This window comes from Streptomyces sp. NPDC051217, from assembly GCF_044455465.1.
Classification (GTDB): Bacteria; Actinomycetota; Actinomycetes; order Streptomycetales; family Streptomycetaceae; genus Streptomyces.
Genome location: NZ_JBITEV010000004.1, coordinates 369,471 through 394,425, shown reverse-complemented (window position 1 = coordinate 394,425; position 24,955 = coordinate 369,471). Strand labels below are relative to the sequence as shown.

Here is a 24,955-nt window from a genome sequence, read left to right as displayed (position 1 = left end):
GTTCATCGCTCAGCCCGCGAGGACGTCGAGGGCGCGGTCCACGTCCGCCGTGGAGTTGTACAGATGGAAGGCGGCGCGCAGATTACCCGCGCGGACCGCCACCTTCACGCCCGCCGCGATGAGCCGGGGACGCAGGTCGCCGAGGCCGGGGACGGCCACGACGGTGGAGCCGGGGGCGGCGGCCGGCTCGTGTCCGAGGGAGACCAGGCCGGCCCTGAAGCGGTCGGCGAGCGCGGTGACATGCGTGTGGATCCGCTCGACGCCGACCTCCTCCAGCACGGCCAGGGGCTGTTCGGCGCCGTGGTACGCGAGGAAGGCCGTCGGCTCGTCGAACCGGCGGGCGGAGTGGGCCAGTTGCTCGACGGGGCCGTACGTGCTGGCCCAGATGGACTCGCCCGAGACCCATCCCGCGTGGATGGGCACCAGCCTCTCCTGCGCCTCCTCGCTGACGGTCAGGAACGAGGTGCCGCGCGGGCTCACCAGGAACTTGTAGCCACCGGTGACCGTGTAGTCGTACGCCCCCGCGTCCACGGGCAGCCAGCCGGCCGCCTGGGTGGTGTCGAGCAGCGTACGGGCGCCGTGCGCCGCGGCGGCGGCCCGTACCGCCGGCAGATCGGCGATGCGGCCGTCGCCGGACTGGACGGCCGAGACGGCCACCAGCGCGGTCTCCGGCCGTACTTCGTCGGCCAGCGACTCCAGCGGCACATAGCGCGGCTTGAGGTCACCGCGTACGGCGAAGGGGGTGACGACGGAGCTGAACTCGCCCTCGGCCATGAGGACTTCGCTGCCCGGCGGCACCGAGGCCGCGATCAGACCGACATGGACCGCCACGGAGCCCCCGACGGCCACGCGCCCGGCGGGAACCCCCACGAGGCGGGCGAACGAGGCGCGGGCCGCGTCCACGGAGTCGAAACTGCCCGCCCCGTCCCCTGCCCCGGTGCCGTTCTCGGCGGCCAGCGCCTGTACCGCCTCGACGGCCCGGCGCGGCAGCAGACCGCAGGTGGAGGTGTTCAGATACGTCGTCGCGGGCTCGAACTCGGTCCCTCCCAGAGTGTCCATGACCTCACCCTGGGACCGGTCTCTCTCCCCGTCAATTGCGCGTTCCTGAGGGGAAGACCCAAGGGATGCTTATGAATGGCCCTGGGCCTGCGTCAATGACTGTGGGCCCCCGGAATCTCGCAGGAGCCGCCGTCGGCGTCACAGGTGGCGGCCGAGTCGTTCGCCGTGCCGGCCGCGGCGAGGGGGGTGACCGCACGTCCCTGCCACGCCTGCTCCAGTGCCTGGGTGAAGACCTCTGCGGGCTGGCCCCCGGAGACGCCGTAGCGGCGGTCGAGGACGAAGAAGGGCACGCCGGTCGCGCCGAGTTCGGCGGCCTCCCGCTCGTCGGCCCGTACCTCGTCGGCGAACGCGTCCTCGTCCGCGAGGAGTACCCGCGTCTCGGCCTCGTCCAGGCCCGCCTCGACGGCGAGATCGACCAGCGTGTCCAGGTGGTAGACGGAACGCTCCTCGGCGAAGTTCGCCCGGTAGATCACGCTCAGCAGTTCGTCCTGCCGGCCGCGCGCCTTGGCCAGATGGAGCAGCCGGTGGATGTCGAAGGTGTTGCCGTGATCCCGGTCGCCGACGCGGTAGCCGAGCCCTTCGGAGCGCGCGTGCGAGGCCACCTGCTCCTCCATGGCGAGGGCTTCCTGCCGGGAGCGGCCGAACTTGGCGGCGAGCATGTCGACCACGGGAGCGACATCGTCCTTGGCGTGCCCGGGGTCGAGCTCGAAGGAACGGTGCACCACCTCGACGTCGGCCCGGTGCTTGAAGGATTCGAGTCCCTTCTCGAACCGGGCCTTGCCGATGTAGCACCAGGGACAGGCGATGTCGCTCCAGATCTCCACGCGCATGTGTCTGCTTCTCTCCAGGGCAGGTCGGTGCGGAGCCTCCCTCCGCTCCTACCGCAACCCGTCGGACACACGTCCCATTCCCGGCCGTCCCGGCCGTCTCACCCGGCCCCCGCCGAGACCCTGGGCACCACGCTGAGCAGGTACTCCTTTCGGTTGAGCGGGTCGTGATCGGTGCGGGAGCGGGCCGGGGTACGGCCCGCCGCCGGGCGAGGACGGGCAGGACCGCTCCGAAGGTGTCGGCCGGTACGTCGAGGCGGAAGTGGTGCATCGGTTCGCACACGATCGTGCCCGCGTCCTTCAGCGCGGCCATCAGCACCAGCGGGGTCAGCAGCCGGAAGTCACCGCCGGTGCTCGACATGTTCTTGTCGAACGTGGCGTGGGCGTGGCTCTGCCGGGGCGCGTAGCCGCTGCGGGTCAGCACGACGACGCAGTCGGGGACCGCCCATCCGTACAGCCCCTCGCGCAGGGTGAGCCGCACGGTGTCCTCGATGGCTTTCATGAACGCGTAGGGCATGGAGCCGAGTTCGACCTCCAGCCGGAATTCCACGCCGCTGCCGGGCGGCGCCGGTTCCACCCGGAGTCCGACGGTCGCGAGGAACGGATTGGGTTCCTTCCCCATGACCTCCGCCGCGTTTCCCGTTCCTGCGATCCCTTCGACACAGATCGTCGTCGTCTCGCGGAAGGTGACGTCGACGCCGTATTCGTCGGCGAGCGTCGCCTGGATGACCTCTTTCTGTACCTCGCCGTAGAGCGAGACCGAGATCTCCTGCCGGATCTCGTCCTGCCGCAGATTGATCAGCGGGTCCTGCTCGGCCAGTTGGGTGAGCCCGGCGTGCAGCGCGCCCTTGTCCGCCCGGTCGCCCGGGAGATGCCGCGCCGGCGTTCGAGTGCCGGGGAATCGGTCTGGGTGTTCCCGTCGTCGACACGGCCGATCTCGTCGATGACTCCGGCGGCGTGCAGCAGCCGCTCGGTCAGGCTGGTCTTACCGGCGTCGACGTGCGCCAGGATTCCCAAGTTGAGCGTACTCACTAAGCGTCATGTCCTTTGAACAGGCAGGGGTTTCCTTCTGCTGGACGGACACTGACGCTCGGCGCATGACGGCTCCTGGGTTGCTTGGCTCGACGGAGGAGCGGCTCGACGGAGGAGCGGCTCGGCCGCTCCGCTTGACGTCGGGGAGTACAGCAAACCCCCGACCTCCCGGCAAGCGATTTACCGGGTGTGTCGGGGGTCGGGGTGTTGGCCCAGGTGTCGGGGTGGGGCCCGGGTCGGGCTCCGCCGGTCTACGGGGCGGTCGCCGGCTCCGCGCGGCCGTCCACCCGGCGCGGAAGTCCCGCCGGGTTGTCGTCGCGCAGCTCCGGCGGGAGCAGCGCGGCGGGCGTGGACTGGTAGGTGACGGGCCGCAGCCAGCGCTCGATCGCCGTGGCGCCGACGGAGGTCGACGTGGAGGTGGACGCCGGGTAGGGGCCGCCGTGCTGCTGCGCGGGGGCGACGGCGACGCCGGTGGGCCAGCCGTTGACGAGGACGCGTCCGGCGAGCGGCGTCAGGTCGGCGAGCAGCCGCGCGGCGCCGGAGTCCGCGTCCCCGGCCTCGCCGTCGGCGAGGTGCAGCGTGGCGGTGAGGTTGCCGGGGAGGCGGCCGAGGACGGCGCCGATCTCGGCGTCGGAGCCGTACCGGGCGACGACCGTCACGGGGCCGAAGCACTCCTCCAGGAGCAGATCATGCGGCCCTCTCGCGGCGAGGTGCCGCGCCGGTACGGTCAGATAGCCCGCGCTGACGGTGTGGTCGCCGCCCGCGCCCGGGGTGATCGGGGATGCCACGTCGGGCAGTTGGGCCCGCTCGCGCACTCCCGCGACGAACGCGTCCCGCATCCGGTGGTCGAGCATCACGCCGGGCTCGGTCTCGCTGACGGCCGTCGTCAGCGACTTGAGCAGACTGTCGCCCGCGTCGCCCTCCGGGACCAGCACGAAGCCGGGCTTGGTGCAGAACTGTCCCTCGCCGAGCGTCATCGACCCGGCCAGTCCGGCGCCGAGCTGCTCGGGGCGCTCGGCCGCCGCCGCCTCGGTGATCACGACGGGGTTGAGCGAGCCGAGTTCGCCGTGGAAGGGGATCGGGGCGGGCCGGGCCGCCGCCGCGTCGAAGAGGGCGCGTCCGCCGCGTACCGAACCGGTGAAGCCCGCCCCGGCGACCAGCGGATGCTTCACCAGCTCCACACCGGCCTCGAAGCCGTGGACCAGGACCACCACGTCCTCAGGCAGGCCGACCCGCGCCGCGGCCCTGCGCAGCGTGGCGGCGCAGATCTCGGAGGTGGCGGGGTGGTCGGGGTGCGCCTTGACGACCACGGGGCAGCCGGCGGCGAGCGCGCTCGCGGTGTCGCCGCCCGGGACGGAGAAGGCGAACGGGAAGTTGCTGGCCGAGTAGACGGCGACGACGCCGAGCGGCACCTTCCACCGCCGCAGGTCGGGCCAGGGCGGCGTACGGTCGCCGTCGGCGTGGTCGATCCGTATGTCGAGGAAGGCGCCCTCGTCGACGACGTCCGCGAAGGCCCTCAACTGGGCTGTCGTACGCGCGAGTTCCCCGGTGAGGCGGACCGGTCCCAGCGCGGTCTCGGCGTCCGCCGCCTCGATGGCGTACGCCCCCGACTCGTCGAGGAGATCCGCCGCCGTACGCAGGAGCGCCGCACGCGCGGTACGGTCGGCGAGCGCGGGCCGGGTGGCGTGCGCGCGGCCCACCGCGCGGTCGACCTCCTCGGCGGTGGCCTCGACCGCGACCTGCTCACGCGGCTTCCCGGTTCGGGGGTCGACACTCCAGACTGGTACTGCTGCCACCGCGGCTTCCTTCCAATTCCTGTGTCGTCCGCTGTCATCACCGAGGCGCTGTTCGGTATTCTGAACAGAGTTCCTGATGATGAATCCAAGGGGACTCTATTTCTGTGCGTTCTGTGTGGTCAAGAGTGGTCAAGATAGGGGCGAGGGACAATGTCGGCTGCGGAAACGGGTGGAGCACAAGTCAAGTCCGCTGTGCGGACGGTGGAATTGCTGGAGTACTTCGCCGGACGCCCCGGGATGCACTCCCTCGCCTCGGTGCAGGAAGCGGTCGGCTACCCGAAGTCCAGTCTCTACATGCTGTTGCGGACCCTGGTGGAGCTGGGCTGGGTGGAGACCGACGCGACGGGCACGCGGTACGGCATCGGCGTACGGGCGCTGCTCGTCGGCACCTCGTACATCGACGGTGACGAGGTGGTGGCCGCCGCCCGCCCCACCCTGGACAGGCTCTCCGACGACACGACGGAGACGATCCACCTGGCGCGGCTCGACGGCACCAGCGTCGTCTATCTCGCCACCCGCCAGTCGCAGCACTATCTGCGGCCCTTCACCCGCGTCGGCCGCCGACTGCCCGCGCACTCCACCTCGCTCGGCAAGGCGCTGCTCGCGACACACAGTGACGAGCAGGTGCGCAAGATGCTGCCGGAGACGATGTCGGCGCTGACCGAGCACACGATCACCGACCGCGAGAAGCTCATCGAGGAACTGAACACGATCCGCGAGCAGGGGTACGCCGTGGACCGTGAGGAGAACACCCTCGGGCTGCGCTGCTTCGGCATCGCGATCCCGTACCGCACCCCCGCGCGGGACGCGATCAGCTGTTCGGTGCCGGTGGCGCGGCTCACGCCCGCGCACGAGCAGATGATCAAGGACGCGCTGTTCGACGCGCGCGACCGTCTGACGCTGGCCACCCGCAGGCTCTGACCGCGCGCTCTTCGGTACGGCCGCTCTCCCCCGTGCGGCGGAGGGGGATCGTCGGGGCGCAGGAGGTGCGGGCGGGCCACGGGCCGGAAGCATGGGCGGCATGACCCGGACATCTCCCGCCGCCTACGCTGTATCGATGGTCGCCGGGTTCCTGCCGCTCAGCGGCGTCGTCTCCGTCCCGCGGCGCCGCGCGGCATGAAGGCGCTGCTCCGGCGGTCGGCCGCGGCACTTCTGCGCCCCCTCGTCGGGGGACGGGCGCGGCTGCGCTGGACGCATCTGATCCTCGGCGGCGCTCTGCTGATGCCCTACTGGCTGCTCGGCACCGTGATCGTCAGCCCGCTCGTGGACGCCGACACGATGTTCTCCAACTCCCTCGGGCTCCAGTTCGGCGCGTACGCGGTCGCCCTGCCGATCGCGGCGGCGAGCGCGCTGTTCCCTGTCGTACGGCCGCTGTCGGTGGCGGCGGCGCGGGCGCTGTGCGGGATTCCGGAGGGATCACTGGCCGACGGTCCCGCCCGCTCGCGCGCGGCCAGGGTGCGTACGACCGGCTGGTTCACCCTGCATGTCGGGCTCGGCGGGATCATCAGCGGTATGTCGCTGGCGCTGCCGCCGTTCGCGGCGGCACTGGTGGCGCTGCCGCTGTCGTCTGCGCTGCGGGAGTCCCGGCTGGGGATGCCCCGTGTCTTCAGCCACGGCTGGGTCGTGGCTCTCGCGCCGCTCGCCGGGATTGCGTCGCTCGTCGCGCTGGCCGCGTGCGCGGCGGCCGCGGGCGCGCTCCTGGCCCGCCTGGCGCCCGTACTGCTCGGGCCCACGCCGTCCGACCGGCTGGCCGCCGCCGAACGCCGCGCGGCGGATCTCGCCGTACGCAACAGGCTCGCCCGCGAGTTGCACGACTCGGTCGGCCACGCGCTGAGCGCGGTGACCCTCCAGGCGGGCGCGGCGCGCCGGATCCTGGACAGCGGCGCGCCGAAGGACATGGAGTTCGTACGGGAGGCGCTGACCGCGATCGAGGAGACCACCCGGCGCACGGTGGGTGAACTGGACTCCGTGCTGGGCCTGTTGCGCCAGGGCGACGAGCCGGACGCGGACGGGGGCGCCGCGTCGGGGCCGACGCTCGACGCGCTGGAGGGGCTGCTGGCCCACTGCGGCGTACCCGTCGCCCTGACCGTCGCGGGCGACCGCGATACGGCGGCGGTGCCCGGGCCGGTGTCCCGCGAGGTGTACCGCATCGTCCAGGAAGGGCTGAGCAACGCCCTTCGGCACGGCGGGGCCGCGCCCGTCACGCTCCATGTCGCCCTGAGCACCGAGAAGTTGGAGATATCGATGGAGAATCCGCTGCCGGGCGCCGCGCCGGCGCCCGTCGTACGGCCCGGGGGCGGGCGCGGACTGCGCGGCGTCGCCGAACGGGCCACGCTGCTCGGCGGACACGCCGAGGCGGGGCGGGACGGCCCGCTGTGGCGGCTGACGGTCGCCCTCCCGCTGCCCACCGACGGCGGCTCCCGCGGGACCCGCCGGTGAACGAGATCCGGGTGGTGCTCGCCGACGACGAGCGGATGGTCCGTACGGCGCTGCGCGTCATCCTGGAGGCCGAGCCGGACATGACGGTCGTCGGCGAGGCGGCGACCGGCACGGAGGCGGTCTCCGTGGTGCGCGCGCTCCGCCCGGACGTCGTGCTGATGGACGTCCGGATGCCGGAGATCGACGGCATCCGCGCGACCGAGCAGATCCTCGGCGCCGCCGACCCGGGACCGCGTGTCGTGGTGGTGACGACCTTCGAGAACGACAGCTACGTGTACGACGCGCTGCGCGTCGGCGCCTCCGGGTTCCTGCTGAAGCGGGCGGCGGCCGAGGACCTCGTCCAGGCGGTCCGGCTGGTGGCACGGAGCGATTCGCTGCTCTTCCCGGCCGCGCTGCGGGGGCTGGCGGCGGAGTACGCCCGCGGACGGCCCGCGCCGCCGCCCTGGGCGCGCCGGCTGACCGAGCGCGAGTCGGACGTGCTGCGGCTGATGGCGACGGGTCTGACGAACGCGGAGATCGCCGGACGGCTCGGCGTCGGCCCGGCGACGGTGAAGTCGCATGTGGCGGCGGTGCTCGCGAAGACGGGTGTCAGGGACCGTACGCAGGCGGTGATCGCGGCGTACGAGTCGGGGTTCATCAGTCCTCGGTGACACCCCCGACACCTCCGGCCCACCGGCCGGCCTGTTCGGTATGAAGAGTTTCTGAGAAGAGGCGCGGGGCGGAACGCGCCGTCCGGTCCCGTTCGTCCTCCGGGTGGGATGAACAAGACAATCAGGCGCACCGCGGTCGTCTGTCTGCTCATGGTGCTCGCCCTGCTGGTGCGGGCCACCTGGGTGCAGGCGTACCAGGGCAAGGCCCTCGCGGACAACGAACGCAACCGACGCACGCTCATCGACCAGTACGCCCAGCCGCTGGGCGACATCGTCGTGGCCGGTTCCGCCGTCACGGGCTCCGCCAGGACGTCGGGCAGCGACGACCTGAAGTACAAGCGGACGTACACGGACGGTGAGCTGTACGCGGCGGTCACCGGCTACAGCTCGCAGGCGTACCGCTCCACGCAGCTCGAAGGCATCTACTCGCACGTCCTCGACGGCACGGACCCCCGGCTGAAGAATCCGCTGGACGCGCTCACCGGCAAGCAGACCGCGCCGGGCAGTGTCGTGACGACGATCGACCCGGGGGTCCAGAAGGCCGGTTTCGACGCGCTGGGTGACAAGAAGGGCGCGGCCGTCGCGATCGACCCGGCGACCGGCGGCATCCTCGGGATGGTCAGCACCCCGTCGTACGACCCGTCGGCGATCAGCGGCACGACCGACGGCGACGCGTGGAGCCGGCTGAACGCCGACGCGGACAAGCCGATGGTGAACCGGGCGCTGCGGCAGCCTCTGCCGCCCGGTTCGACCTTCAAGCTGGTGGTGGCCGCGGCGGCGCTGGAGGACGGTCTTTACGGTTCGCTGGACACCCGGACCCAGAGCCCCGACCCGTTCACACTGCCCGGCACGCGCACGGTCCTCCAGAACGAGAACGCGTCGGCGCCCTGCGAGAACGCGACGATCCGCACCGCGCTCCAGTACTCGTGCAACAACGTCTTCGCGAAGATGGCCGCCGACCTCGGCGAGGACAAGGTGCGCGCGATGGCGTCGAAGCTGGGCTTCGACGATCCCGAACAGGACGTACCGGTGCGGGCCGCCGAGAGCGTCTATCCGTCCGGCATGGACGACGCGCAGACGGCGCTGACGGGCATCGGCCAGTTCGAGGTCACCGCCACGCCGCTCCAGATGGCGATGGTCTCGTCGGCGCTGGCCAACGACGGGATCCTCGAATCGCCGCACATGGTGTCCAAGGTCGTGGACGCGGGCGGCGACACGCTCACCTCTTACGAGGACGAGTCGTCGCGCCGGATCGTCTCGTCCTCGACGGCCGAGCAGTTGCGCAGCGCGATGGTGACGGTGGTCGACGAGGGCACCGGCACCAACGCCCGGATCGACGGCGCCGAGGTGGGCGGCAAGACGGGCACGGCCCAGCACGGTGTGGACAACAGCCAGACGCCGTACGCCTGGTTCACCTCGTACGCGAAGGACGCGTCGACGGGCAAGGAGGTGGCGGTGGCCGTCCTGGTCGAGGACTCGGGAGCGGCACGCTCGGAGGTCAGCGGCAACGGTCTGGCGGCGCCGATCGCCAAGAAGATGATGGAGGCGGCGCTGCGCTGACCCGATAACCCCGCCGGCGTCCGGGACCCCCGTGCCAGGATGTGCCGATGGGGCTGGGGAAGAAGTGGGCCGTAGGCACCGTCCTCCGGGACCGTAACGCCGGGCTGTATCTGTCCGGTGTGGTGGTGTCCGGTTTCGGTACGTCGGCGATGTGGCTGGTCGGCGGGATCTGGGTGAAGTCCCTCACCGGGTCGGACAGTCTGGCGGCCCTGACCGTCTTCGCGATGTGGGCGCCGACGCTGGTGGGACCCCTGCTGGGGGCCGTCGCCGACCGGTGGCGGCGCAGACCGCTGCTGGTGTTCTGCAACCTCGCCATGGCCGCGCTGCTGCCCCTGCTCCTCGTGGTCGACTCGGCCGACCGGATCTGGATCCTGTTCGCGGTGCTGTTCGTGTACGGCGTCAGTGGTGTCGTGCAGGACGCGGCCGAGGCCGCCCTGGTCGCGACGGCGGTGGACAAGCGGCTGCTCGGTGACTTCAACGGGCTGCGGATGACGGCGAACGAGGGCATGAAGCTCCTCGCGCCGCTCGCGGGCGCCGGGCTGTTCGCGGCGTACGGCGGCGGGAAGGTCGCGCTGCTCGACGCCGCTACGTTCGCGCTGTCGGCGGGGCTCTTCGCGCTGATGCGGGTCCGGGAGGAGAAGCCGGTGCCGGAGCGCACCGGCAGTTGGCTGTCCCGTACTGCGGCGGGCGCGCGGGTGCTGCGGAACTCGCCGGTCCTGCGCCCCCTCGTCCTGGCGGGATCGGTGACGATGCTGCTCGCGGGGCTCAACGGCGCCGCGATCTACGCGGTGGTCGACAAGGGCCTCGGACACGCCCCTACGTACGTAGGTCTGCTCTACGGGCTCCAGGGCGTCGGCTCGGTCGCCGTCGGGCTGCTGGCGGGCCCGCTGATGCGCAGGATGCCGGAGCGGCTGTTCGCCGCCGGTGGCATCGCGCTCTTCGCCGTCGCGGTGGGACTGCGGGCGCTGCCGTACGACGCCGTGGTGCTGGCGAGCGCGGTGGCGGTGGGGATCGGGCTGCCGTGCGTGCTGATCGTCGCGCTGACGGCGGTGCAGCGCGAGACTCCGGAGGCCGTGCTCGGGCGGACGGCCGCCACCGCCAACACCCTGATCTACGTGCCGAACGCGGTGTCCCTCGCGCTCGGCGCGGGACTGATCGCGTTCGTCGACATCACGGTGCTGCTGCCGGTCACCGGGGTGATCGGGCTGCTGGCGGCGGTCGGCCTCGCCTTCTGGGGAGGGCTGCCCCGGGGTGGTTCAGCCGAGGCGTGAGAGCCCGGCGGCGACGGCGGCCAGATCGGCGTCCGACGCCAGGCCCGCGTGGTAGAGCCGCAGTTCGGTCGCGCCGAGCGCACGCGCCCGCGCCGCGTCGTCGGCGAGGGTGCCGGGGCCCCCGCCCATGCCCGCGACAACGGTGAAGTTGGCGGCCAGTACCGTGGATTCGCGGCGGTGGGCGGCGAACGGTGTGAGCATCGCCTCCGCCGCGCCGCCGGTGCACGGCAGGACGACGCCGTCGGCGGCGTCCAGGATGTGCGCGGGGTCGACACCGGCGTTGGCCCCGGTGCGGTGGGTGTGCGGGTCCGCGTGGAGCAGCACCTGGAAGCCGGGCCCGCCGTGTGCGCGTACGGCGGCGACGGTGGTCTCCTGGAGCGTACGGGCCGCGGCGACGCGCCAGTCGAGGGTGGCGGCCGTGAGCTCCGCCCCGAGGAGCTTCTCGATCCCGGGCAGGCCCGGGGGGCCGCCGGGGGCCTGTGCCCCGTTCCAGACGGGCTCCAGGGCGCGCCTGACGGCAGCGTTCAGCTCGTCGGGGTCCAGGCCCAGGGACAGGTATCCGGCGCGGCAGACCGTGCAGAAGCAGAGCGACATCAGATACTGCGCCGCCTCGCCGAGCGGGACGCCGCCGATCTTGTCGTGGGCGTGCAGGTGCGCGAGCCCGTACCAGCCGAGGGATTCCAGTTCGGTGCCTGCCGCGCCGGGCCGTACGGCGGCTTCCGCGGCGAGCGAGACGACATATGTACGGACGGCGGGTCGCGCGATGCACGGGGCCCAGGGGTAGCGGTCGCCGTAGACGTTGACCACGGAGGTGCCGGGATTCTCGGCGCCCAGACGGGAGTTGTGCGCGAGGACGACCCAGGTGTGCACGTCGAGTCCGGCGTCGGCGAGCGCCGCCGCGGCCTCGCCGAAGGCGTCGCCGGGGGCCCAGCCACCGGGGGCGTACGGGCGAAGCTCGGCGTCCGCCCAGCGGTCCTCGTCGGTCGGGTACAGCACGGCCGAGTGTTCGGCGGTGACGACACGGTGTCGCGGGTGGCGCGGGGTCAGGGCGCGCGTGGAGTGGTAGGCGGAGGCGAGGGTGACCTGCCGGACGCCGAGGTCCATGACGCGGGCGGGGGCGTCGGGGTCGCCCACGACGTCCCAGGGGTAGAGGAAGGCGGAGGTCTTCACGCGCCCTCTCCCGGCTCTTCGTCGCGGAGCAGCCCGTAGCCGCGTTCGATGATCTCGGTGAGTTCCTTGATGTGCGCGGGCCGCGGTTCGCTCAGGGGGGTGCGTACCTCGCCGACGTCGTAACCGCGCAGTCTGACGCCCGCCTTGACGAGTGAGACGGCGTATCCGCGTCCTTTGGAGCGCAGTTCGACCAGCGGCCGGTAGAAGCCGTCGATGAGCCTGTTCACGGTTGTGTCGTCGCCGGAGGTGAGGGCGCGGTGGAAGGCGAGGGCGATCTCGGGCGCGAAGGCGAAGACGGCGGAGGAGTAGAGGGTGATGCCGATGCCGCGGTAGGCGAGTCCGGTGAGTTCGGCGGTGGGCAGGCCGTTGAAGTAGAGGAACTCCCGGCCGGGCTCGGCGGTGCGTACGGCGCTGAGGATGCGCTGCATCAGGTCGAGGTCGCCGTGGCCGTCCTTCAGGCCGATGATGCCGTCGACCCTGGCGAGTTCGACGACGGTCTCGGGGGTGAAGACGGCGTTGTCGCGCTGGTAGACGATGATCTCCAGGCCGGTGGCGGCGGCCAGCGCCGAGTAGTGGCGCAGCAGGCCCTCCTGGTCGGCGACGACCAGGTAGGGCGGCATCGCGAGGAGTCCGTCGGCGCCGGCGGCCTCGGCGATCTCCGCGTATCTGACGGCGATTGCCGTACCGTAACCGGCGGCCGCCACGACCGGGACCGCTCCCGCGGTCTCCTCCACGGCCGCCCGCACGCACTCCCCGAACTCCTCCGGGGTGAGCGCGTGGAACTCGCCCGTGCCGCAGCAGGCGAAGACCGCGGCGGCTCCCGCGTCGACGCCGCTTCTGACGTGCGCGCGGAAAGCGTCGAGGTCGAGGGCGCCGTCCGGACCGTACGCGGTGACGGGGAAGAACAGCGGCCCGGCGACTCTGTCGAGGCGGGCGGCGAGCGGGGCTGAGGTCACTGGCGCTCCCTGGGCCGTGCGGCGAGCACTCACGCTCGTGCACAATTCTGATCGGCGTCCATATTTCTGAACAGCGCCACGCTAGGGCAGCCGCGTGGCGCCGGTCAAGACGGAAAACCGCAACCCACGAGCGGATCGGCCACCTCCGCGCGACACTTGACGGTGACTTCGACGCTCCTTAGCGTGTCCACAGATATGAATTACATCCATGGATCTGATCGATTCTGATCGTTTCGAGTCCGCCCCCCGTACGTCCGAGGAGATTCACGCCCATGCCCCAACCGCGAACCGTCCTGCTCACCGGCGCAGCGGGCGGCCTCGGCACCCTGATGCGCGGCCTGCTGCCCGCCTACGGGTACGAACTCCGGCTCTTCGACGCCACACCCATAGAAGGCGAGCCGGAAGCGATCACGGCCGACCTCGGCGACAAGCACGCGCTCCGCGAGGCCGTCCGGGGTGTCGACGCGATCATCCACCTCGCCGGCATCTCGCTGGAGGCGTCGTTCGACAAGATCCTGCGGGCCAACATCGAGGGGACGTACAACCTCTACGAGGCGGCGCGCGAGGAGGGCGTCGCACGCGTGATCTTCGCCTCCAGCAACCACGCCGTCGGGTTCACACCACGGCCGCGGGGCTCCCACCCGCTCGACTCGGACGCGCTGATCCCGATCGGGACCCCGCGCCGCCCGGACACGTTCTACGGCCTCTCCAAGTGCTTCGGCGAGGACCTGGCGCAGTTCTACTGGGACAAGCACGGGCTGAAGACCGTCTCCGTGCGGATCGGGTCCTGCTTCATGGAGCCGACCTCCGTACGGATGCTGTCGGTCTGGATGAGCCCCGGCGACGGCGCGCGGCTCTTCCACGCCGCGCTCACGGCCGAGGACGTCCAGCACAGTGTCGTCTACGGCTCGTCCGCCAACACGCGCCTGTGGTGGGACCTTTCGACGGCGCGGGCGCTCGGGTACGAGCCGAGGGACGACTCCGAGCAGTACGCGGACAAGCTCGTCGCCGAACAGGGTGAGCTGGACCCGGAGAATCCCGACCACGCCCATCTGGGCGGCCACTTCTGCACCCACCCGCCCCAGTGGCCGTACTGACCCGTACGGGTCAGGGGCACGAGGGTAAGGGAACGGCAAAGAGGGGTCGTTCGTTACGTCTGGCATGACAGCTATGACCCCCGGCTCGAACATCCCCCTCTCCGCCACCCGCGTGGCGGTGGACGTCGCCGCACCGGTGCGGCTCGACGTATCGGGCCTGCTGCTCACCGCCGACGGCAAGGTGCGCTCCGACGACGACTTCATCTTCTACAACCAGCCGACGGGCCCGGGTGTGACCTACCGGTCCGGCGGCGGTTCGGCTCCGGACGCGATCGTGGTGGACACCTCCGCCGTCCCCGCCGGAATCGAGAAGATCGTCGTCACGGCCAGCCCGGACGCGGCGGGACAGAGCTTCCAGGGCATCGAGCCCACAGCGACCATCCGCAACGCCGACGACGGCGGCGCGCTCGCCACCTTCACCCCGCCGAACCTGGGTTCGGAGACCGCTCTGGTGGTCGTGGAGGTCTACCTGCGCAACGGCGCCTGGAAGGTCCGCGCGGTCGGCCAGGGGTACGCGAACGGGCTGTCGGGTATCGCCACCGACTTCGGCGTCTCCGTGGAGGAGCCCACGGCGCCCGCCGCGGCCACCCCGCGGGCCCCGCAGGCGCCGGTGACCCCCATGGCGCCGGTGCCGCCCTCCGCGCCCGTCCCGCCCCCGGCTCCGTCCCCCACGGCGGCCGACCCCCGGGTCGCGGCCCCCGTCACTCCCTCGGCGCCCGTCCCGCCGTCCGCTCCTCCTGCCCCTGCGCAGGGCACCGGGAAGATCAACCTGGACAAGGGCCGCGTCAGCCTCCAGAAGAACCAGACGGTGTCGCTCGTCAAGGGCGGCGCCCCTCTGCTGAGCCAGGTCAAGATGGGCCTCGGCTGGGAGCCCGCCTTCCGCGGCAAGGACATCGACCTCGACGCCTCCGTGATCGCCTACGGACCCAACCGCAACCATCTGGACAGCTGCTACTTCGGCAAGCTGGCCATCCTGGGCGGCTCGATCAAGCACTCCGGCGACAACCTCACCGGTGAGGGCGCCGGGGACGACGAGACGATCGTGGTCGACCTCGGCCGGCTGCCGGCCGAGGCCACGGGCCTGGTCTTCACGGTCAACTCCTTCACCGGCCAGAAGTTCAACGAGGTCGCGAAGGCCTACTGCCGCCTGCTCGACGCGGGGACGGGCGAGGAGCTCGTCCGCTTCGACCTGACGGGCGCCGAGCCGCAGACCGGGGTGATCATGGCCAAGCTGATCAAGCAGTACTCCGGTGAGTGGGAGATGACCGCCGTCGGCGAGTTCGTGAAGTCCCGTACGGTCCGCGGCATGGTCAAGCCCGCGGCCAAGTCCCTCTGACCGCCGCTTTCGGACATGCCTTGACGGGCCGCCGCGGTCACGGGGATCGCGGCGGCCCGTAGGCCTGGGTCTTCAGAGCTTGGTCAGTTTGGAGAAGGGGCTCAGGATCCGACCCTGGCGGCCCGAGAAGTCGATGAGCACGGCGTTCTCACCCTCGACTCCGATGACTCTGCCCAACCCGAACTGATCATGGGAGACACGGTCTCCCACGTCGAAGTGCTCGGGCGGAGGTGAGGCCGGGCCTTGGCGGTTGAAGGGACTGGACGGCAGGTGGCGCCGGGAACCGGCTGACTTTGTCATTAGTTGGAGTATGCGCCCAACGGCCCCCGCCGCGCCATGCCCGACAACCGACGGGCCGCGGGATCACTCGTTCCCCAGTGACCCCACGGCCCTCCCCGGCCCCCCGTTCCCGCACTCAGTCGGCCCACGGCCAGTCGGCGTCCCGGCCCGCCTCCAGCAGGGGAACCATACGGAACGCGGCGTCGGAGAGACCGCCGAACGTGTGCCGGTTCCGCGTACCCGACGGACCGTGTCCGGCCCGGTATCCCGCCAGATTCCAGGTGTAGACGGGAACGCGCTCCGGGACCTGTTCGGTCGGGTCGCCGTAGTGGCTGTACGTCGCCTGCTCGTCCGTGACGATCAGCACCCGGTCATGGCCCCGGTAGTGCGACCGGACCGCCCGGGACGTGTCCGTACCACCCAGGCTGCCGAAGCGCCCGAGGACCTTCAGCACGGACTCGCCCTCGCGGTACCTCACCTTGCCGCTGCTCGAACCGAACTCGACCAGATCGGCGTCGGCCGCCCGCATCGCCACCGCCGTACCGAAGATCGCCGCGGCGTCCGCCCGGTTGAGCTGCGAGCGGTCCGAGAGCGGCGACCACATCGAGCCGGAGCGGTCGACCAGGACCAGCGTCCGTCCCGGCAGCGCGGGCACATTGGCCAGCGAGTGGCCGAGCGCCCGCTCCAGCGGGTAGGACCAGCGCAGCGACGGCGCGTGCTGGTACGCGGCGAGACAGCGGAACGGGAACTGCCGCGAACGGGCGACCACCGCCGGGTCCGACAGCTCGGCGGCGACCTTCGCCGCGACCTCGTCGCTCACCCCTGCCTCGTCGAAGTTCCGCAGATTGCGCAGCAGCGCCATCGGCCCCATGGACGGGATGACGGCCTCCCACGCCGCCGCGTCCATAGGGCCCTGGAGCCAGCCCGCCAGCATCTCCCATGTCATGCCCGCCCCGGCCAGCCGCTCGGCGGCGCCGGGAGCCGTGATCACCGCGCGCCGCTCGGCGACGGGCAGCGCCATCAGCTCCCGGTGCGCGGTGAGAGTGCGGTTCGACGCGGGCGGAACGGCGGTGTCGGGGTGGTGCCGGCGGTCCAGGGCGTAACGGAACAACTCGCCCTGCCATGCCTTCGCCGGGTCGGGCGAGGCGTGCACGAGATTGAGGATGTCCCCGAATCGATAACCCTTGGACGCGGTGTCGTACTTCAGCAGCGACTTTCCGCTGTAGAGCCGCTTCACCGCGTCGGCCGTTCCACGCTTCACGGGCTTGGGAACCTGGCGTCCGTAACGGGACGTCCAGTAACCGAGCATTTCACCGGGCTCGTCGGCACGCAGCTGTACGGAATCGATGACCTGACGGTTCGACGGGCCGGTGCTGACACCCAGTTCGAGACGCGCCTTGACATATTCGGCGGCGCCGACGATGGCGGCGGTCCGCATGTTGCCGTCACGGCGCAGCCAGCTCAGCAGACCGGCCGTCCACCGCGGGTCGTCAACGGCGAGCTCACGTACGAGGGCGGCGAAGCGATTGTCCCGGTCGTCCCCGGACTCGTAGAACGTCTGCTGGGAAACGAAGTTGGCGACGGCCAGCAGGAACAGCTCGGACCTGGCGTCGCGCGAATGTCCGGTGCCGCCCTGGTGGGTACGGGTGTTACCGCCGGTCGAACGCACGGGCGACTTGCCGCGGAGCACGGAAAGGCGGGTGTTGAAACGTGCCATGGGAATTCCCCCGAATTCGATGAAAAGTCCAGAGATCAAGGCCGGCGGAACCGACAAGGTGCTCTACCGACTGAGCTACACCGGCTTGTGAGCCGATGGCAGGACTCGAACCTGCGACCGCCCCATTAACAGTGGAAGTAGGTCCCGCCTTCGCACCTGGACAGATATGACTTTAGGAGAGCGGCCGATCAGCTGCCACGGGTTTAACGCCGGTGCGGGGCCCGGTCCGGGCGCGTGGTGGGACCGTTCCCGGACAGGAAAAGGACCCGTATCGCGGAGGATGCCGCAACCTTGGGACGCTCATCGCGCGTCGCAGTGATCGGCCCTGTACGCGGCGGCGGGTCCGGAGGGGGAGCCACAGTGGAAGAACTCGGGGGGTACCGCTTGGTCGCCCTGCTCGGCGAGGGCGGCATGGGCCGGGTCCATCTCGGCAGGGCGGCGTCCGGGCGGCTGGTGGCCGTCAAGACGGTGCACGCACACCTGGCGGCGGACCCGCGGTTCCGGGAGCGGTTCCGGCGCGAGGCGGCTGCCGCCCGCTCGGTGGCGGGGCCGTTCACTGCCGCCGTGCTCGCCGCCGATCCGGAGGCCGTACGCCCCTGGCTGGCCACCGAGTTCTGCACGGGCCCCACCCTCACCGGGGCGGTCTCGGCCCTGGGCCCGCTCGCTTCCGGCGAAGTCGCCGCGCTCGGGGCCGCGCTGGCCGAGGCGATCGCCGCCGTGCACGCGGTGGGCCTCGTCCACCGCGACCTCAAACCGTCGAACATCGTCGTCACGCGCGACGGCCCGATGGTCATCGACTTCGGGATCGCGCGGACCGCCGCCGACGAGAGCCTGACCGCCAGTGGTGAGGTCGTCGGCTCGCCCGGCTTCATCGCGCCCGAACTGCTCACCGGGACGGGTGAACCAGGCCCGGCCGTCGACGTGTTCGCGCTCGGGGCACTCCTCGCGTACGCGGCGACCGGCCGTCCGCCGTTCGGCACCGGCCCGGTGCACCAGGTGCTCTACCGGACGATGCACGGCCCCGCGGATCTCGACGGGGTGGCGGGGTGGCGGGAACTGCTCGGTCGCTGTCTGAGCCAGGAGCCGGGCGACCGGCCCACCGTGGCCGAACTGCTGAGCGCGTGCGCGGCGTGGACCGAGGGCGATCCCTGGTGGGAGCGGGAGGCGGTGTCCGGCCTGATCCGGCGCCGCGAGGAGGAAGTGGCCGCGCTGGTCGCGAAGGCGCCGGAGGCGGAAGCCGTGGCGGACACCGAAGAAGCGCGGGAGCAAGGGGCGGACGCACCACGGGACGAACCGGCCGACGAACCCCGAGCACCGGCCGCGCCCGTCCGGGACCCGGCCCCCCGGACGACGCTCGCGCCCGGCGCGGGCGCCGGCACGGTCGTGAGCGGGGGCCGGGGCGCGTCACGAAGGCGGTTCCTGCGATGGGGCGGCGCGGCCCTCGCGGGCGGCTCGGCGATCGGCGCGGTCACCTGGCTCACCGAACTCACCGGCGGCGAGGACGACAAGGACGACGCGGAGTCCGGCCCGCCCGGTGCACCGGGCCCGTACACGCTCGGCCGCGCCCTGTGGACCCGCGACATCGGCGAGGACACCCCGATGCGGCACGGCGATGCCCTTTACCTGGTGTCCGCCGACGCGCTGACCCGCATCGACCCACGAACCGGGGCCATCGCCTGGAGCTACCCGGGCGGGGGCATCACCCGTGTCGTGCCAGGTGACGAACTCGTCCACGTCACGCGCTCCCCCGGGATCTTCATGACCGACATCATCGCCCTGGAGGCGGCGACCGGGGCCGAGAAGTGGTCCGCCAATCCCATGGTGCGCAACCCTCACCGCCCTGCGAAAACACGCGATTCCGCCACGTCCGACCCGGCCCTCTCGGTCGACGGCGAACACTGCGCGCTCTCGGTCTCCCCGGACATCCTCTGTGTCGTCACCTACAGCTCGTACGCGACGCTGTGGGCCCAACGCGCCGCGCGGAAGCGCCCCTGGCGCGCCTACGGTTACGACCCGGGCACCGGAGCCCCGCTCTGGTTCCACGAGGGCGCGCCGGCGGAGGTGGCGGGGCTCTATGAGAAGGACGGCCGGATCGGTGTGGCGGCCGCGAACCCCTTCAGCGCCGACGAGAAGGAGACGGACGAACCGCTGACCGTGCTGCGCACCGCCGACGGCACACTCGACCGTCGGATACCGGGCGGCGCGCGCTATCCGGAGTCCCACCTCGGCGCGCGCGGCATCCGCTACTACGCGCGAGCCGGACGGCTGAAGGCCGTCGACCTCGCGACCCGGCGCACGGGCTGGTCCCTCGGCCCGGACGAGGAGGACACCGACGCCGTCATCACCTCCACGGCCACCGCCGGGCTCGTGCACACCGCCGATCACCGCACCTTGAAGGCACTCGACGCGGACACCGGCCGCACCCGCTGGAGCCTGACGGACGTCGGCCTGCTGGAGGACGGTTCGCTGACGGTGGCCGGCGGGCTGGTCTACGGAATGGGGACGGCGCCGGAGGGCGACGAGGAGATCGGCGACAGCCCCGGGTGGGGGGTGCACGCGCGGAACGCGGCGACGGGCGCGCTCGTGTGGGCGGCCGGGACGGGCGAAGTGCGCACGGTGATCGTCCGGCCGGGCGCCGGGGGTGACGACGGCGCGGGCGAGGACGGTGCGGGTGCGGAGGCCGCCGGTGCGGAGGCCGGGCTCGTCCATGTCGTGTCGGCCTCGGGCACCCTGTCCACCTTCGCCGTACCGGAGCTTACATGACCGATCCCCTGCTCCCCGGCGACCCCACCACCCTCGGCTCCGTGCGGCTCCTCGGCCGGCTCGGCGCCGGTGGCATGGGCCGGGTCTATCTGGGCCGTACGGCCGGTGGCCGGCTCGTCGCGGTCAAGACGGTCCACGCGCACCTCGCGGCCGAGCCGCACTTCCGCGAGCGGTTCCGGCGCGAGGCCGCCGCCGCCCGCGCCGTGACGGGGGCACACACGGCGGCGGTGCTCAACGCCGATCCCGCGTCCGAAGTGCCGTGGCTGGCCACCGCCTACCTGCCGGGCGTCACGCTGCGGCGGGCGGTCGCCGCGGCCGGGCCGCTGGGCGTGACGGTCGTACGGTCGCTGGGCGCGGCGCTCGCCGAGGCGCTGACGAGCATCCACGGCGCGGGACTTGTCCACCGTGACCTGAAGCCGTCCAACGTCCTGGTGACGGCCGATGGGCCGCGCGTCATCGACTTCGGGATCGCGCGTGCGCTCGGGGACCACGGGATGACCGAGGCCGGGGACATCATCGGGACGCCAGGATTCATCGCGCCCGAGCAGATCACCGGCAACTCGCCGGTGACCGTGGCGGCCGACGTGTTCGCGCTGGGCGCGGTCCTCGCCTTCGCCGCCACCGGCCGTAATCCCTTCGGAGACGCAACGGTGGCGATCCTGCTCTACCGGGCCGTGCACGAGGAGCCGGACCTGGACAACGTGCCTCCAGAGCTGCGAGGGCTGGTCGCCGACTGTCTGGACAAGGAGCCGGGGCAACGGCCTTCGGTCGGCGAGGTGCTGGAGCGGACAGCCGATCCGGAGGCGCCGCTGTGGTGGCGCGAGGAGCCGCTGCGGAGCCTGGTCCGGGGTGACGACGGCGCCAACGACGACGGCAACGACGAGGACCCGTCGCGCGAGAAGACAGCGGTGGTTCCCACGAAGCAGGTGACGGCGGCGACGGCCACCCGCCCTGCGGCGCCTCGTCCCGACCGCACCCCCGAACGCACCCCCGACCCAGACTCCGATCCAGACCCCGACCTCGCCTTCGAGCGGGCGAAGCGCATCCGTCGGCGCGGTCAACTGGCGCGCCGGGGGATGCTGGTGGCCGGCGCCTCCACCCTCACCGGGCTGCTCGGCGTGTCCGTCGTGCGTGACTGGGGAAACCCCACGTCAGCCAGTCCCACGACCGGCGACGGCGCGCGACTCACCCTCAAGAAGGGCTCGGCGGCGCCGGGCGCGCTCCGCTGGAGCCTCACCGCCGAGCCGGACGGCATCGACGCCCTGCTGCTCTCCGGCGGCACCCTGCTGCTGCACGGTCGACTCGACAGCACCACGGGTTACGTCCGCGCCTGCGCGGCCTCCGACGGTGCCCGCCGCTGGGAGCTGGAGTCCACGGGGAGCACGCCGAGTGTGTGGGGCGTGGCGGACGGGGCTCTCGTGGCGCCCGACGTCGGGCTGCCGGTCGTCGCCGTCGGTTCCGGAAAGAAACGCGCCGAGGCCGATCCGATCCAAAGGCTGCCACCGGTCTGGGTCACCGTCGCCGACGGTGCGTCGATCTCGGCGTACGAGGAAGACGAAGACGCGAAGGAGCTGATGGCCGTCGATCTGGCCACCGGGGCGAAGCGTTGGGAGCGCGAACTCGGCAGCACGCAGCCACCGGCGGTACTGGGCCGCACGATGCTGCTGGCCACCACCCTCGGGTGGCGGGTGGACGGTGTGGACGCCGCGTCGGCCAGGACGATCTGGACGTACGAGGGGTTGAAGGAGGGGAACGGCCAGATACTCGCCGCCACCGCGCTGCCGGACGCGGGGAACTTCGCCGTGCTCACCACGGAGGGCAAGCTGCACCTCATCCGCGCGCGCGGCGGGGAGCGCGTCGCCGTCGGGGCCGGCGGCTACGCCGTGACCCAGGGCGCCACGGCCATCGGCGCGGCGGGCGGCACCGGCCTGCTGGCCACGGCGGGCGAGCTGCACGGCTTCGACCCGGTCGGCGCGAGACGGCGCTGGGCGCGGTCTCGCCCCACGCTCGGCGTCGAGACGAGCTGGCCGCGGCGGACGGGCGGACTGCGCGGTCCGGTCTCGGCGGGCGGTCTGGTGCTGCACTGGTCGAAGGCGGACACCCTTGAGGCCGTCGACCTCACGTCCGGCGAGCCCCGTTGGACGCGTCGGCTGACGGGGATCGCGAAGGTACCGCCGGTCGTCGCGGGCGACACGGTCTACGCGGCGTCCGGCGACACCTGCACCGCGCTGCGCCTCGCCGACGGCGCGCCACGGCGCGCGTGGTCGCTGCCTGAGATCATCGACGGGCTCGCGGCCGACGCGTCGGGCTGGTACGGCCGGATCGGCACGTCGGCGGTACGGGCGTACAACGGCGTCGACAACTGACGCCGGGCCCACCCAAGTCCCCCTCTCCGTCCGCCTCCCCCTCCGAAGGGCCGCTTCATGAACTTCCCCCAGACCGGCCGCCGGGTCCTGGTCACCGGTGCCTCACGAGGGCTCGGCCGCGCCGTCTCCCGCGCCTTCGCCGCCAACGGCGACCGCGTCGCCGTCCACTACGGCACCCGTGAGGACGACGCGCGCCGCACCCTGGACTCCCTCGACGGCACGGGCCACACGCTCCTGGGCGGCGACCTGTCGGACCCCGAGGGCGCGGCACTGATCGCCGACGCGGCGCACGAGGCGCTGGGCGGCATCGACGTGCTCGTGAACAACGCGGCGGTCAACGAGCGTCATCCGCTCCCCACCACCTCGTACGAGGACTGGGCGGCTAGTTGGCAGCGCCATCTGTCGGTGAACCTGCTCGGTACGGCGCTGCTCAGCCATCGCGCCGCACGGTCCATGATCGACCGGGGCACGGGCGGCCGGATCGTCAACATCGGTTCACGCGGCGCGTTCCGGGGCGAGCCCGATCATCCCGCGTACGGCGCCACGAAGGCGGCGGTGCACGCGCTGGGCCAGTCACTCGCGGTGTCGCTCGCGCCGTACGGCATCGGCGTCGCCTCCGTCGCACCGGGCTTCTTCGAAACGGAACGGGTGGCCGACCGGCTGACGGGGGCGGAGGGCGAGGCGATCCGGGCGCAGAGCCCCTTCGGCCGGGTGGCGAGCCCGGAGGAGATCGCAGCGGCCGTCCGGTGGCTGGCCTCGCCGGAGGCGGAGTGGTCGTCGGGGACCGTACTGGACCTCAACGGCGCGTCGTACCTGCGGACTTGAGGAGGCGCGTCTTACCTGCGGACTTGAGGGAGGGGAGTCACCGGCTCGGACGGGCGCGGAGAAGGCGTTCTCGGGGGCAGCCGGGCTTGGGGACGAGCGTCGTCGCACGGGTGACGCCGGCGGCGGCGAGCCGCCAGGAGACCTGCTGAGCACCGCCCGCCGGGAGCGCGATGACCCCGATGGGCGGGACCCCGCCCACGGGGGCGCGGAGCGCTCCCCCGCCCGCTCTCAACCCCCGTTGCGCGAGCGCGCCTTGAACGCCGCCTTGCGGGCGTCCTTCGCCGCCTTGCGGTCCTGGTGCAGCCGGCCCATCGCCTCCAGCACGTCCGCCGTCGCCGGGTGGTCCACCCGCCACGCCGCGTCGAAGAAGCCGCTGTGCTGGCCGACCAGGCCCTCCACCAGCTCCTGGAGCTCCACCGGCTCATCCTCCGCGTCGAGTTGGGCGGCGATCGTGTCGATCGCCAGCCAGAAGATCATCGACTCGGGCGGCGGCGGCACGTCGGCGGCCCCCAGTTCGGCGAGCCAGACGCGGGCGAGCCCGCCCAGCTCCGTGTCGTCCAGGACCTCGCGCACCGCGGGCTCCGCCTCGGCGCCGACGAGCGCGAGCGCCTGCTGGCAGTGCAGCCGGCGCAGCGGGGCGCCGGGGTCGGTTCCCTTGGCGGCGAGGAGGAGTTCGCGCGCCGCCCCGGCGGGTTCGCGGCGGGCCAGCCACTGTTCGGTCTCGGCGCGGGCCGCCGGTTCGGGGAAGTGCGCGACGCCGTCGAGCAGCGCGTCGGCGCCCTTGTCGGCCAGGTCGCCGACGGCGGGCGCCTCGACGCCCGCGTCCCGCATCCGGGACCTGATCCCGTGCAGCCCGAGCGGGGTCAGCGTGACCACGCCGTACCGGGACACGTCCTCGTCGTCGCCGGACGGCATGGCGTCGGAGCCGCCTTCGGCGTCCTCGACCATCAGGGCCTCGTCCACGGGTACGTAGGTGACGAGCCCGATCGGCTCCAGCAGCGCGAACTGGTCGTCCAGCCGCATCATCGCCTCCGACACCTGCTCAAGGACGTCGTCGGTGGGCTCGCCCATGTCGTCCGGCACGATCATCGACGCGGCGAGAACCGGCAGCGGTACGGGGACGGGGTCCGTCCCGCCCTCGCCGACGGTGAGCAGATAGAGATTGCCGAGCACGCCCTCCAGGAACTCGGCCTCCACCTCCGGGTCCCAGTCCAGCGCGTCGAGGTCGATCTCACCGTCGTCACCGATCGCACCGGCCAGATCCTCCAGCACGGGCGCCGTCGCGTCGGCGAAGACGACGTCCAGGGCGTCCAGCCAGAGGGAGAGGATGTCCTGCGGGCCGCCGGACGCGATCAGTTCGAGCGCGGCCCCGGCGCTCACGGTCCCGTCGGCCCCGGAGTCCCCGCCCCCGCCTCCGCCTCCGTCCGTCTCCTCGTCCCGGCCGGGGTCCTCGACCTCGACCAGCCCGGTGTCGACGGCCACCCGCCACGCCTCGCTCGCGTCGGCCTCCGCCTCCGCCCGCGCCCGCGCTGCCAGCGCCTCGTCGCTCTCCGTCGGTTCGGGGCTCTCGGTCCCGACGAACCCCAGCGCCTGGGCCGCCGCGGGCAGTTGCTCCTCGACGAGTTCACCGCCCGCGCCGACGCGCGTCTCCGGCCCGGCCCAGCGGGCGAGGCGCACCGCCCGGGCGAGCAGCGGTACCGCGAGCGCGTCCCGCGCCAGCTCCGCGTCCGAGGGCAGCCGCACCGGCGGCAGGGTGGGGCGGTCTCCCGACATCTGGTGATTCTCCTTGCGCCTTACGGGGTCCAGGGCGGC

General features: G+C 72.3%; 18 protein-coding genes, 1 tRNA gene and 2 pseudogenes. 10 read left to right on the top strand and 11 right to left on the bottom strand.

Annotated elements, in window-relative coordinates; genetic code table 11:
* Positions 1-9: 9 nt before the first annotated feature.
* The 5 genes and pseudogenes from ACIBBB_RS13030 to ACIBBB_RS13010 form a co-directional block, all read right to left on the bottom strand.
* Positions 10-1,059 (bottom strand): aminotransferase class V-fold PLP-dependent enzyme, encoded by a 1,050-nt coding sequence (locus tag ACIBBB_RS13030; RefSeq protein WP_398981137.1) that lies wholly within the window; start codon positions 1,057-1,059, stop codon positions 10-12.
* A gap of 92 nt (positions 1,060-1,151) precedes the next feature.
* Entirely contained in the window at positions 1,152-1,889 is a 738-nt protein-coding gene (locus ACIBBB_RS13025) for a DsbA family oxidoreductase (protein WP_398981135.1), read from the bottom strand.
* 180 nt (positions 1,890-2,069) lie between these two features.
* Positions 2,070-2,739: pseudogene (locus tag ACIBBB_RS13020) on the bottom strand (GTP-binding protein); the annotation flags it as partial.
* Positions 2,736-2,918: pseudogene (locus ACIBBB_RS13015) on the bottom strand (GTP-binding protein); the annotation flags it as partial. The pseudogenes ACIBBB_RS13015 and ACIBBB_RS13020, both read right to left, overlap by 4 nt.
* A gap of 251 nt (positions 2,919-3,169) precedes the next feature.
* Positions 3,170-4,714 carry an aldehyde dehydrogenase (NADP(+)) gene (locus tag ACIBBB_RS13010; protein ID WP_398981133.1) on the bottom strand — a complete coding sequence of 515 codons (1,545 nt, stop codon included), beginning with the start codon at positions 4,712-4,714 and terminating at the stop codon, positions 3,170-3,172.
* Between the two features lie 150 nt (positions 4,715-4,864).
* Here ACIBBB_RS13010 and ACIBBB_RS13005 point away from each other — a divergent pair, with 150 nt between their 5' ends.
* From ACIBBB_RS13005 to ACIBBB_RS12985, 5 genes are all read left to right on the top strand, one after another.
* Complete coding sequence (locus ACIBBB_RS13005; RefSeq protein ID WP_189108673.1) at positions 4,865-5,635, top strand: IclR family transcriptional regulator; 771 nt, start codon at positions 4,865-4,867, stop codon at positions 5,633-5,635.
* 195 nt (positions 5,636-5,830) lie between these two features.
* Positions 5,831-7,153, top strand: a complete 1,323-nt coding sequence (locus ACIBBB_RS13000; RefSeq protein WP_398981131.1) for a sensor histidine kinase — start codon at positions 5,831-5,833, stop codon at positions 7,151-7,153.
* Complete coding sequence (locus ACIBBB_RS12995; RefSeq protein WP_398981129.1) at positions 7,150-7,803, top strand: response regulator; 654 nt, start codon at positions 7,150-7,152, stop codon at positions 7,801-7,803. Before ACIBBB_RS13000 ends, ACIBBB_RS12995 begins: the two co-directional genes overlap by 4 nt.
* A 108-nt stretch (positions 7,804-7,911) precedes the next feature.
* Positions 7,912-9,363, top strand: a complete 1,452-nt coding sequence (locus ACIBBB_RS12990; RefSeq protein WP_398981127.1) for a peptidoglycan D,D-transpeptidase FtsI family protein — start codon at positions 7,912-7,914, stop codon at positions 9,361-9,363.
* 47 nt (positions 9,364-9,410) lie between these two features.
* On the top strand, positions 9,411-10,634 hold the full coding sequence (locus tag ACIBBB_RS12985) for an MFS transporter (RefSeq protein WP_398981125.1): 1,224 nt from the start codon (positions 9,411-9,413) through the stop codon (positions 10,632-10,634).
* Here ACIBBB_RS12985 and ACIBBB_RS12980 read toward each other — a convergent pair.
* Positions 10,620-11,804, bottom strand: coding sequence for a hypothetical protein (locus ACIBBB_RS12980; RefSeq protein WP_398981123.1), 1,185 nt, complete (start codon positions 11,802-11,804; stop codon positions 10,620-10,622). The genes ACIBBB_RS12985 and ACIBBB_RS12980 overlap by 15 nt on opposite strands.
* On the bottom strand, positions 11,801-12,760 hold the full coding sequence (locus ACIBBB_RS12975) for a 5-dehydro-4-deoxyglucarate dehydratase (RefSeq protein WP_398981121.1): 960 nt from the start codon (positions 12,758-12,760) through the stop codon (positions 11,801-11,803). Before ACIBBB_RS12975 ends, ACIBBB_RS12980 begins: the two co-directional genes overlap by 4 nt.
* A gap of 272 nt (positions 12,761-13,032) precedes the next feature.
* Here ACIBBB_RS12975 and ACIBBB_RS12970 point away from each other — a divergent pair, with 272 nt between their 5' ends.
* Complete coding sequence (locus tag ACIBBB_RS12970) at positions 13,033-13,857, top strand: NAD-dependent epimerase/dehydratase family protein (protein ID WP_398981119.1); 825 nt, start codon at positions 13,033-13,035, stop codon at positions 13,855-13,857.
* Positions 13,858-13,921: 64 nt separating this feature from the next.
* Positions 13,922-15,193 carry a TerD family protein gene (locus tag ACIBBB_RS12965; protein ID WP_398981117.1) on the top strand — a complete coding sequence of 424 codons (1,272 nt, stop codon included), beginning with the start codon at positions 13,922-13,924 and terminating at the stop codon, positions 15,191-15,193.
* 72 nt (positions 15,194-15,265) lie between these two features.
* On the opposite strand, the gene ACIBBB_RS12960 is transcribed toward ACIBBB_RS12965, so the two are convergent.
* The 3 genes from ACIBBB_RS12960 to ACIBBB_RS12950 all read right to left on the bottom strand — a co-directional run bounded on the left by ACIBBB_RS12960 (position 15,266) and on the right by ACIBBB_RS12950 (position 17,352).
* Positions 15,266-15,493, bottom strand: coding sequence for a hypothetical protein (locus ACIBBB_RS12960; protein ID WP_037784015.1), 228 nt, complete (start codon positions 15,491-15,493; stop codon positions 15,266-15,268).
* Positions 15,494-15,608: 115 nt separating this feature from the next.
* Positions 15,609-17,189 (bottom strand): TROVE domain-containing protein, encoded by a 1,581-nt coding sequence (locus ACIBBB_RS12955; protein WP_398981114.1) that lies wholly within the window; start codon positions 17,187-17,189, stop codon positions 15,609-15,611.
* Positions 17,190-17,282: 93 nt separating this feature from the next.
* Positions 17,283-17,352, bottom strand: a tRNA-Asn gene (locus tag ACIBBB_RS12950).
* A gap of 197 nt (positions 17,353-17,549) precedes the next feature.
* Between ACIBBB_RS12950 and ACIBBB_RS12945 the strand changes: the two genes are divergently transcribed.
* The 3 genes from ACIBBB_RS12945 to ACIBBB_RS12935 are packed head-to-tail and all read left to right on the top strand — an operon-like array spanning position 17,550 to position 23,143.
* Positions 17,550-19,952 carry a protein kinase gene (locus tag ACIBBB_RS12945; RefSeq protein ID WP_398981112.1) on the top strand — a complete coding sequence of 801 codons (2,403 nt, stop codon included), beginning with the start codon at positions 17,550-17,552 and terminating at the stop codon, positions 19,950-19,952.
* A complete protein-coding gene (locus tag ACIBBB_RS12940) occupies positions 19,949-22,318 on the top strand; it encodes a protein kinase (protein WP_398981110.1) in 2,370 nt (789 codons plus the stop codon). Before ACIBBB_RS12945 ends, ACIBBB_RS12940 begins: the two co-directional genes overlap by 4 nt.
* A 57-nt stretch (positions 22,319-22,375) precedes the next feature.
* A complete protein-coding gene (locus tag ACIBBB_RS12935) occupies positions 22,376-23,143 on the top strand; it encodes an SDR family NAD(P)-dependent oxidoreductase (RefSeq protein WP_398981108.1) in 768 nt (255 codons plus the stop codon).
* A 228-nt stretch (positions 23,144-23,371) separates the two neighbouring features.
* On the opposite strand, the gene ACIBBB_RS12930 is transcribed toward ACIBBB_RS12935, so the two are convergent.
* Entirely contained in the window at positions 23,372-24,916 is a 1,545-nt protein-coding gene (locus ACIBBB_RS12930; protein WP_398981106.1) for a hypothetical protein, read from the bottom strand.
* Positions 24,917-24,955: the final 39 nt, after the last annotated feature.

Coding starts and splice junctions, on each gene's coding strand:
- ACIBBB_RS13030 (WP_398981137.1), bottom strand. CDS start 1,059: ATGGACACTCTGGGAGGGACCGAGTTCGAGCCCGCGACGACGTATCTG.
- ACIBBB_RS13025 (WP_398981135.1), bottom strand. CDS start 1,889: ATGCGCGTGGAGATCTGGAGCGACATCGCCTGTCCCTGGTGCTACATC.
- ACIBBB_RS13005 (WP_189108673.1), top strand. CDS start 4,865: ATGTCGGCTGCGGAAACGGGTGGAGCACAAGTCAAGTCCGCTGTGCGG.
- ACIBBB_RS13000 (WP_398981131.1), top strand. CDS start 5,831: ATGAAGGCGCTGCTCCGGCGGTCGGCCGCGGCACTTCTGCGCCCCCTC.
- ACIBBB_RS12990 (WP_398981127.1), top strand. CDS start 7,912: ATGAACAAGACAATCAGGCGCACCGCGGTCGTCTGTCTGCTCATGGTG.
- ACIBBB_RS12985 (WP_398981125.1), top strand. CDS start 9,411: ATGGGGCTGGGGAAGAAGTGGGCCGTAGGCACCGTCCTCCGGGACCGT.
- ACIBBB_RS12970 (WP_398981119.1), top strand. CDS start 13,033: ATGCCCCAACCGCGAACCGTCCTGCTCACCGGCGCAGCGGGCGGCCTC.
- ACIBBB_RS12965 (WP_398981117.1), top strand. CDS start 13,922: ATGACAGCTATGACCCCCGGCTCGAACATCCCCCTCTCCGCCACCCGC.
- ACIBBB_RS12960 (WP_037784015.1), bottom strand. CDS start 15,493: ATGACAAAGTCAGCCGGTTCCCGGCGCCACCTGCCGTCCAGTCCCTTC.
- ACIBBB_RS12955 (WP_398981114.1), bottom strand. CDS start 17,189: ATGGCACGTTTCAACACCCGCCTTTCCGTGCTCCGCGGCAAGTCGCCC.
- ACIBBB_RS12940 (WP_398981110.1), top strand. CDS start 19,949: ATGACCGATCCCCTGCTCCCCGGCGACCCCACCACCCTCGGCTCCGTG.
- ACIBBB_RS12935 (WP_398981108.1), top strand. CDS start 22,376: ATGAACTTCCCCCAGACCGGCCGCCGGGTCCTGGTCACCGGTGCCTCA.
- ACIBBB_RS12930 (WP_398981106.1), bottom strand. CDS start 24,916: ATGTCGGGAGACCGCCCCACCCTGCCGCCGGTGCGGCTGCCCTCGGAC.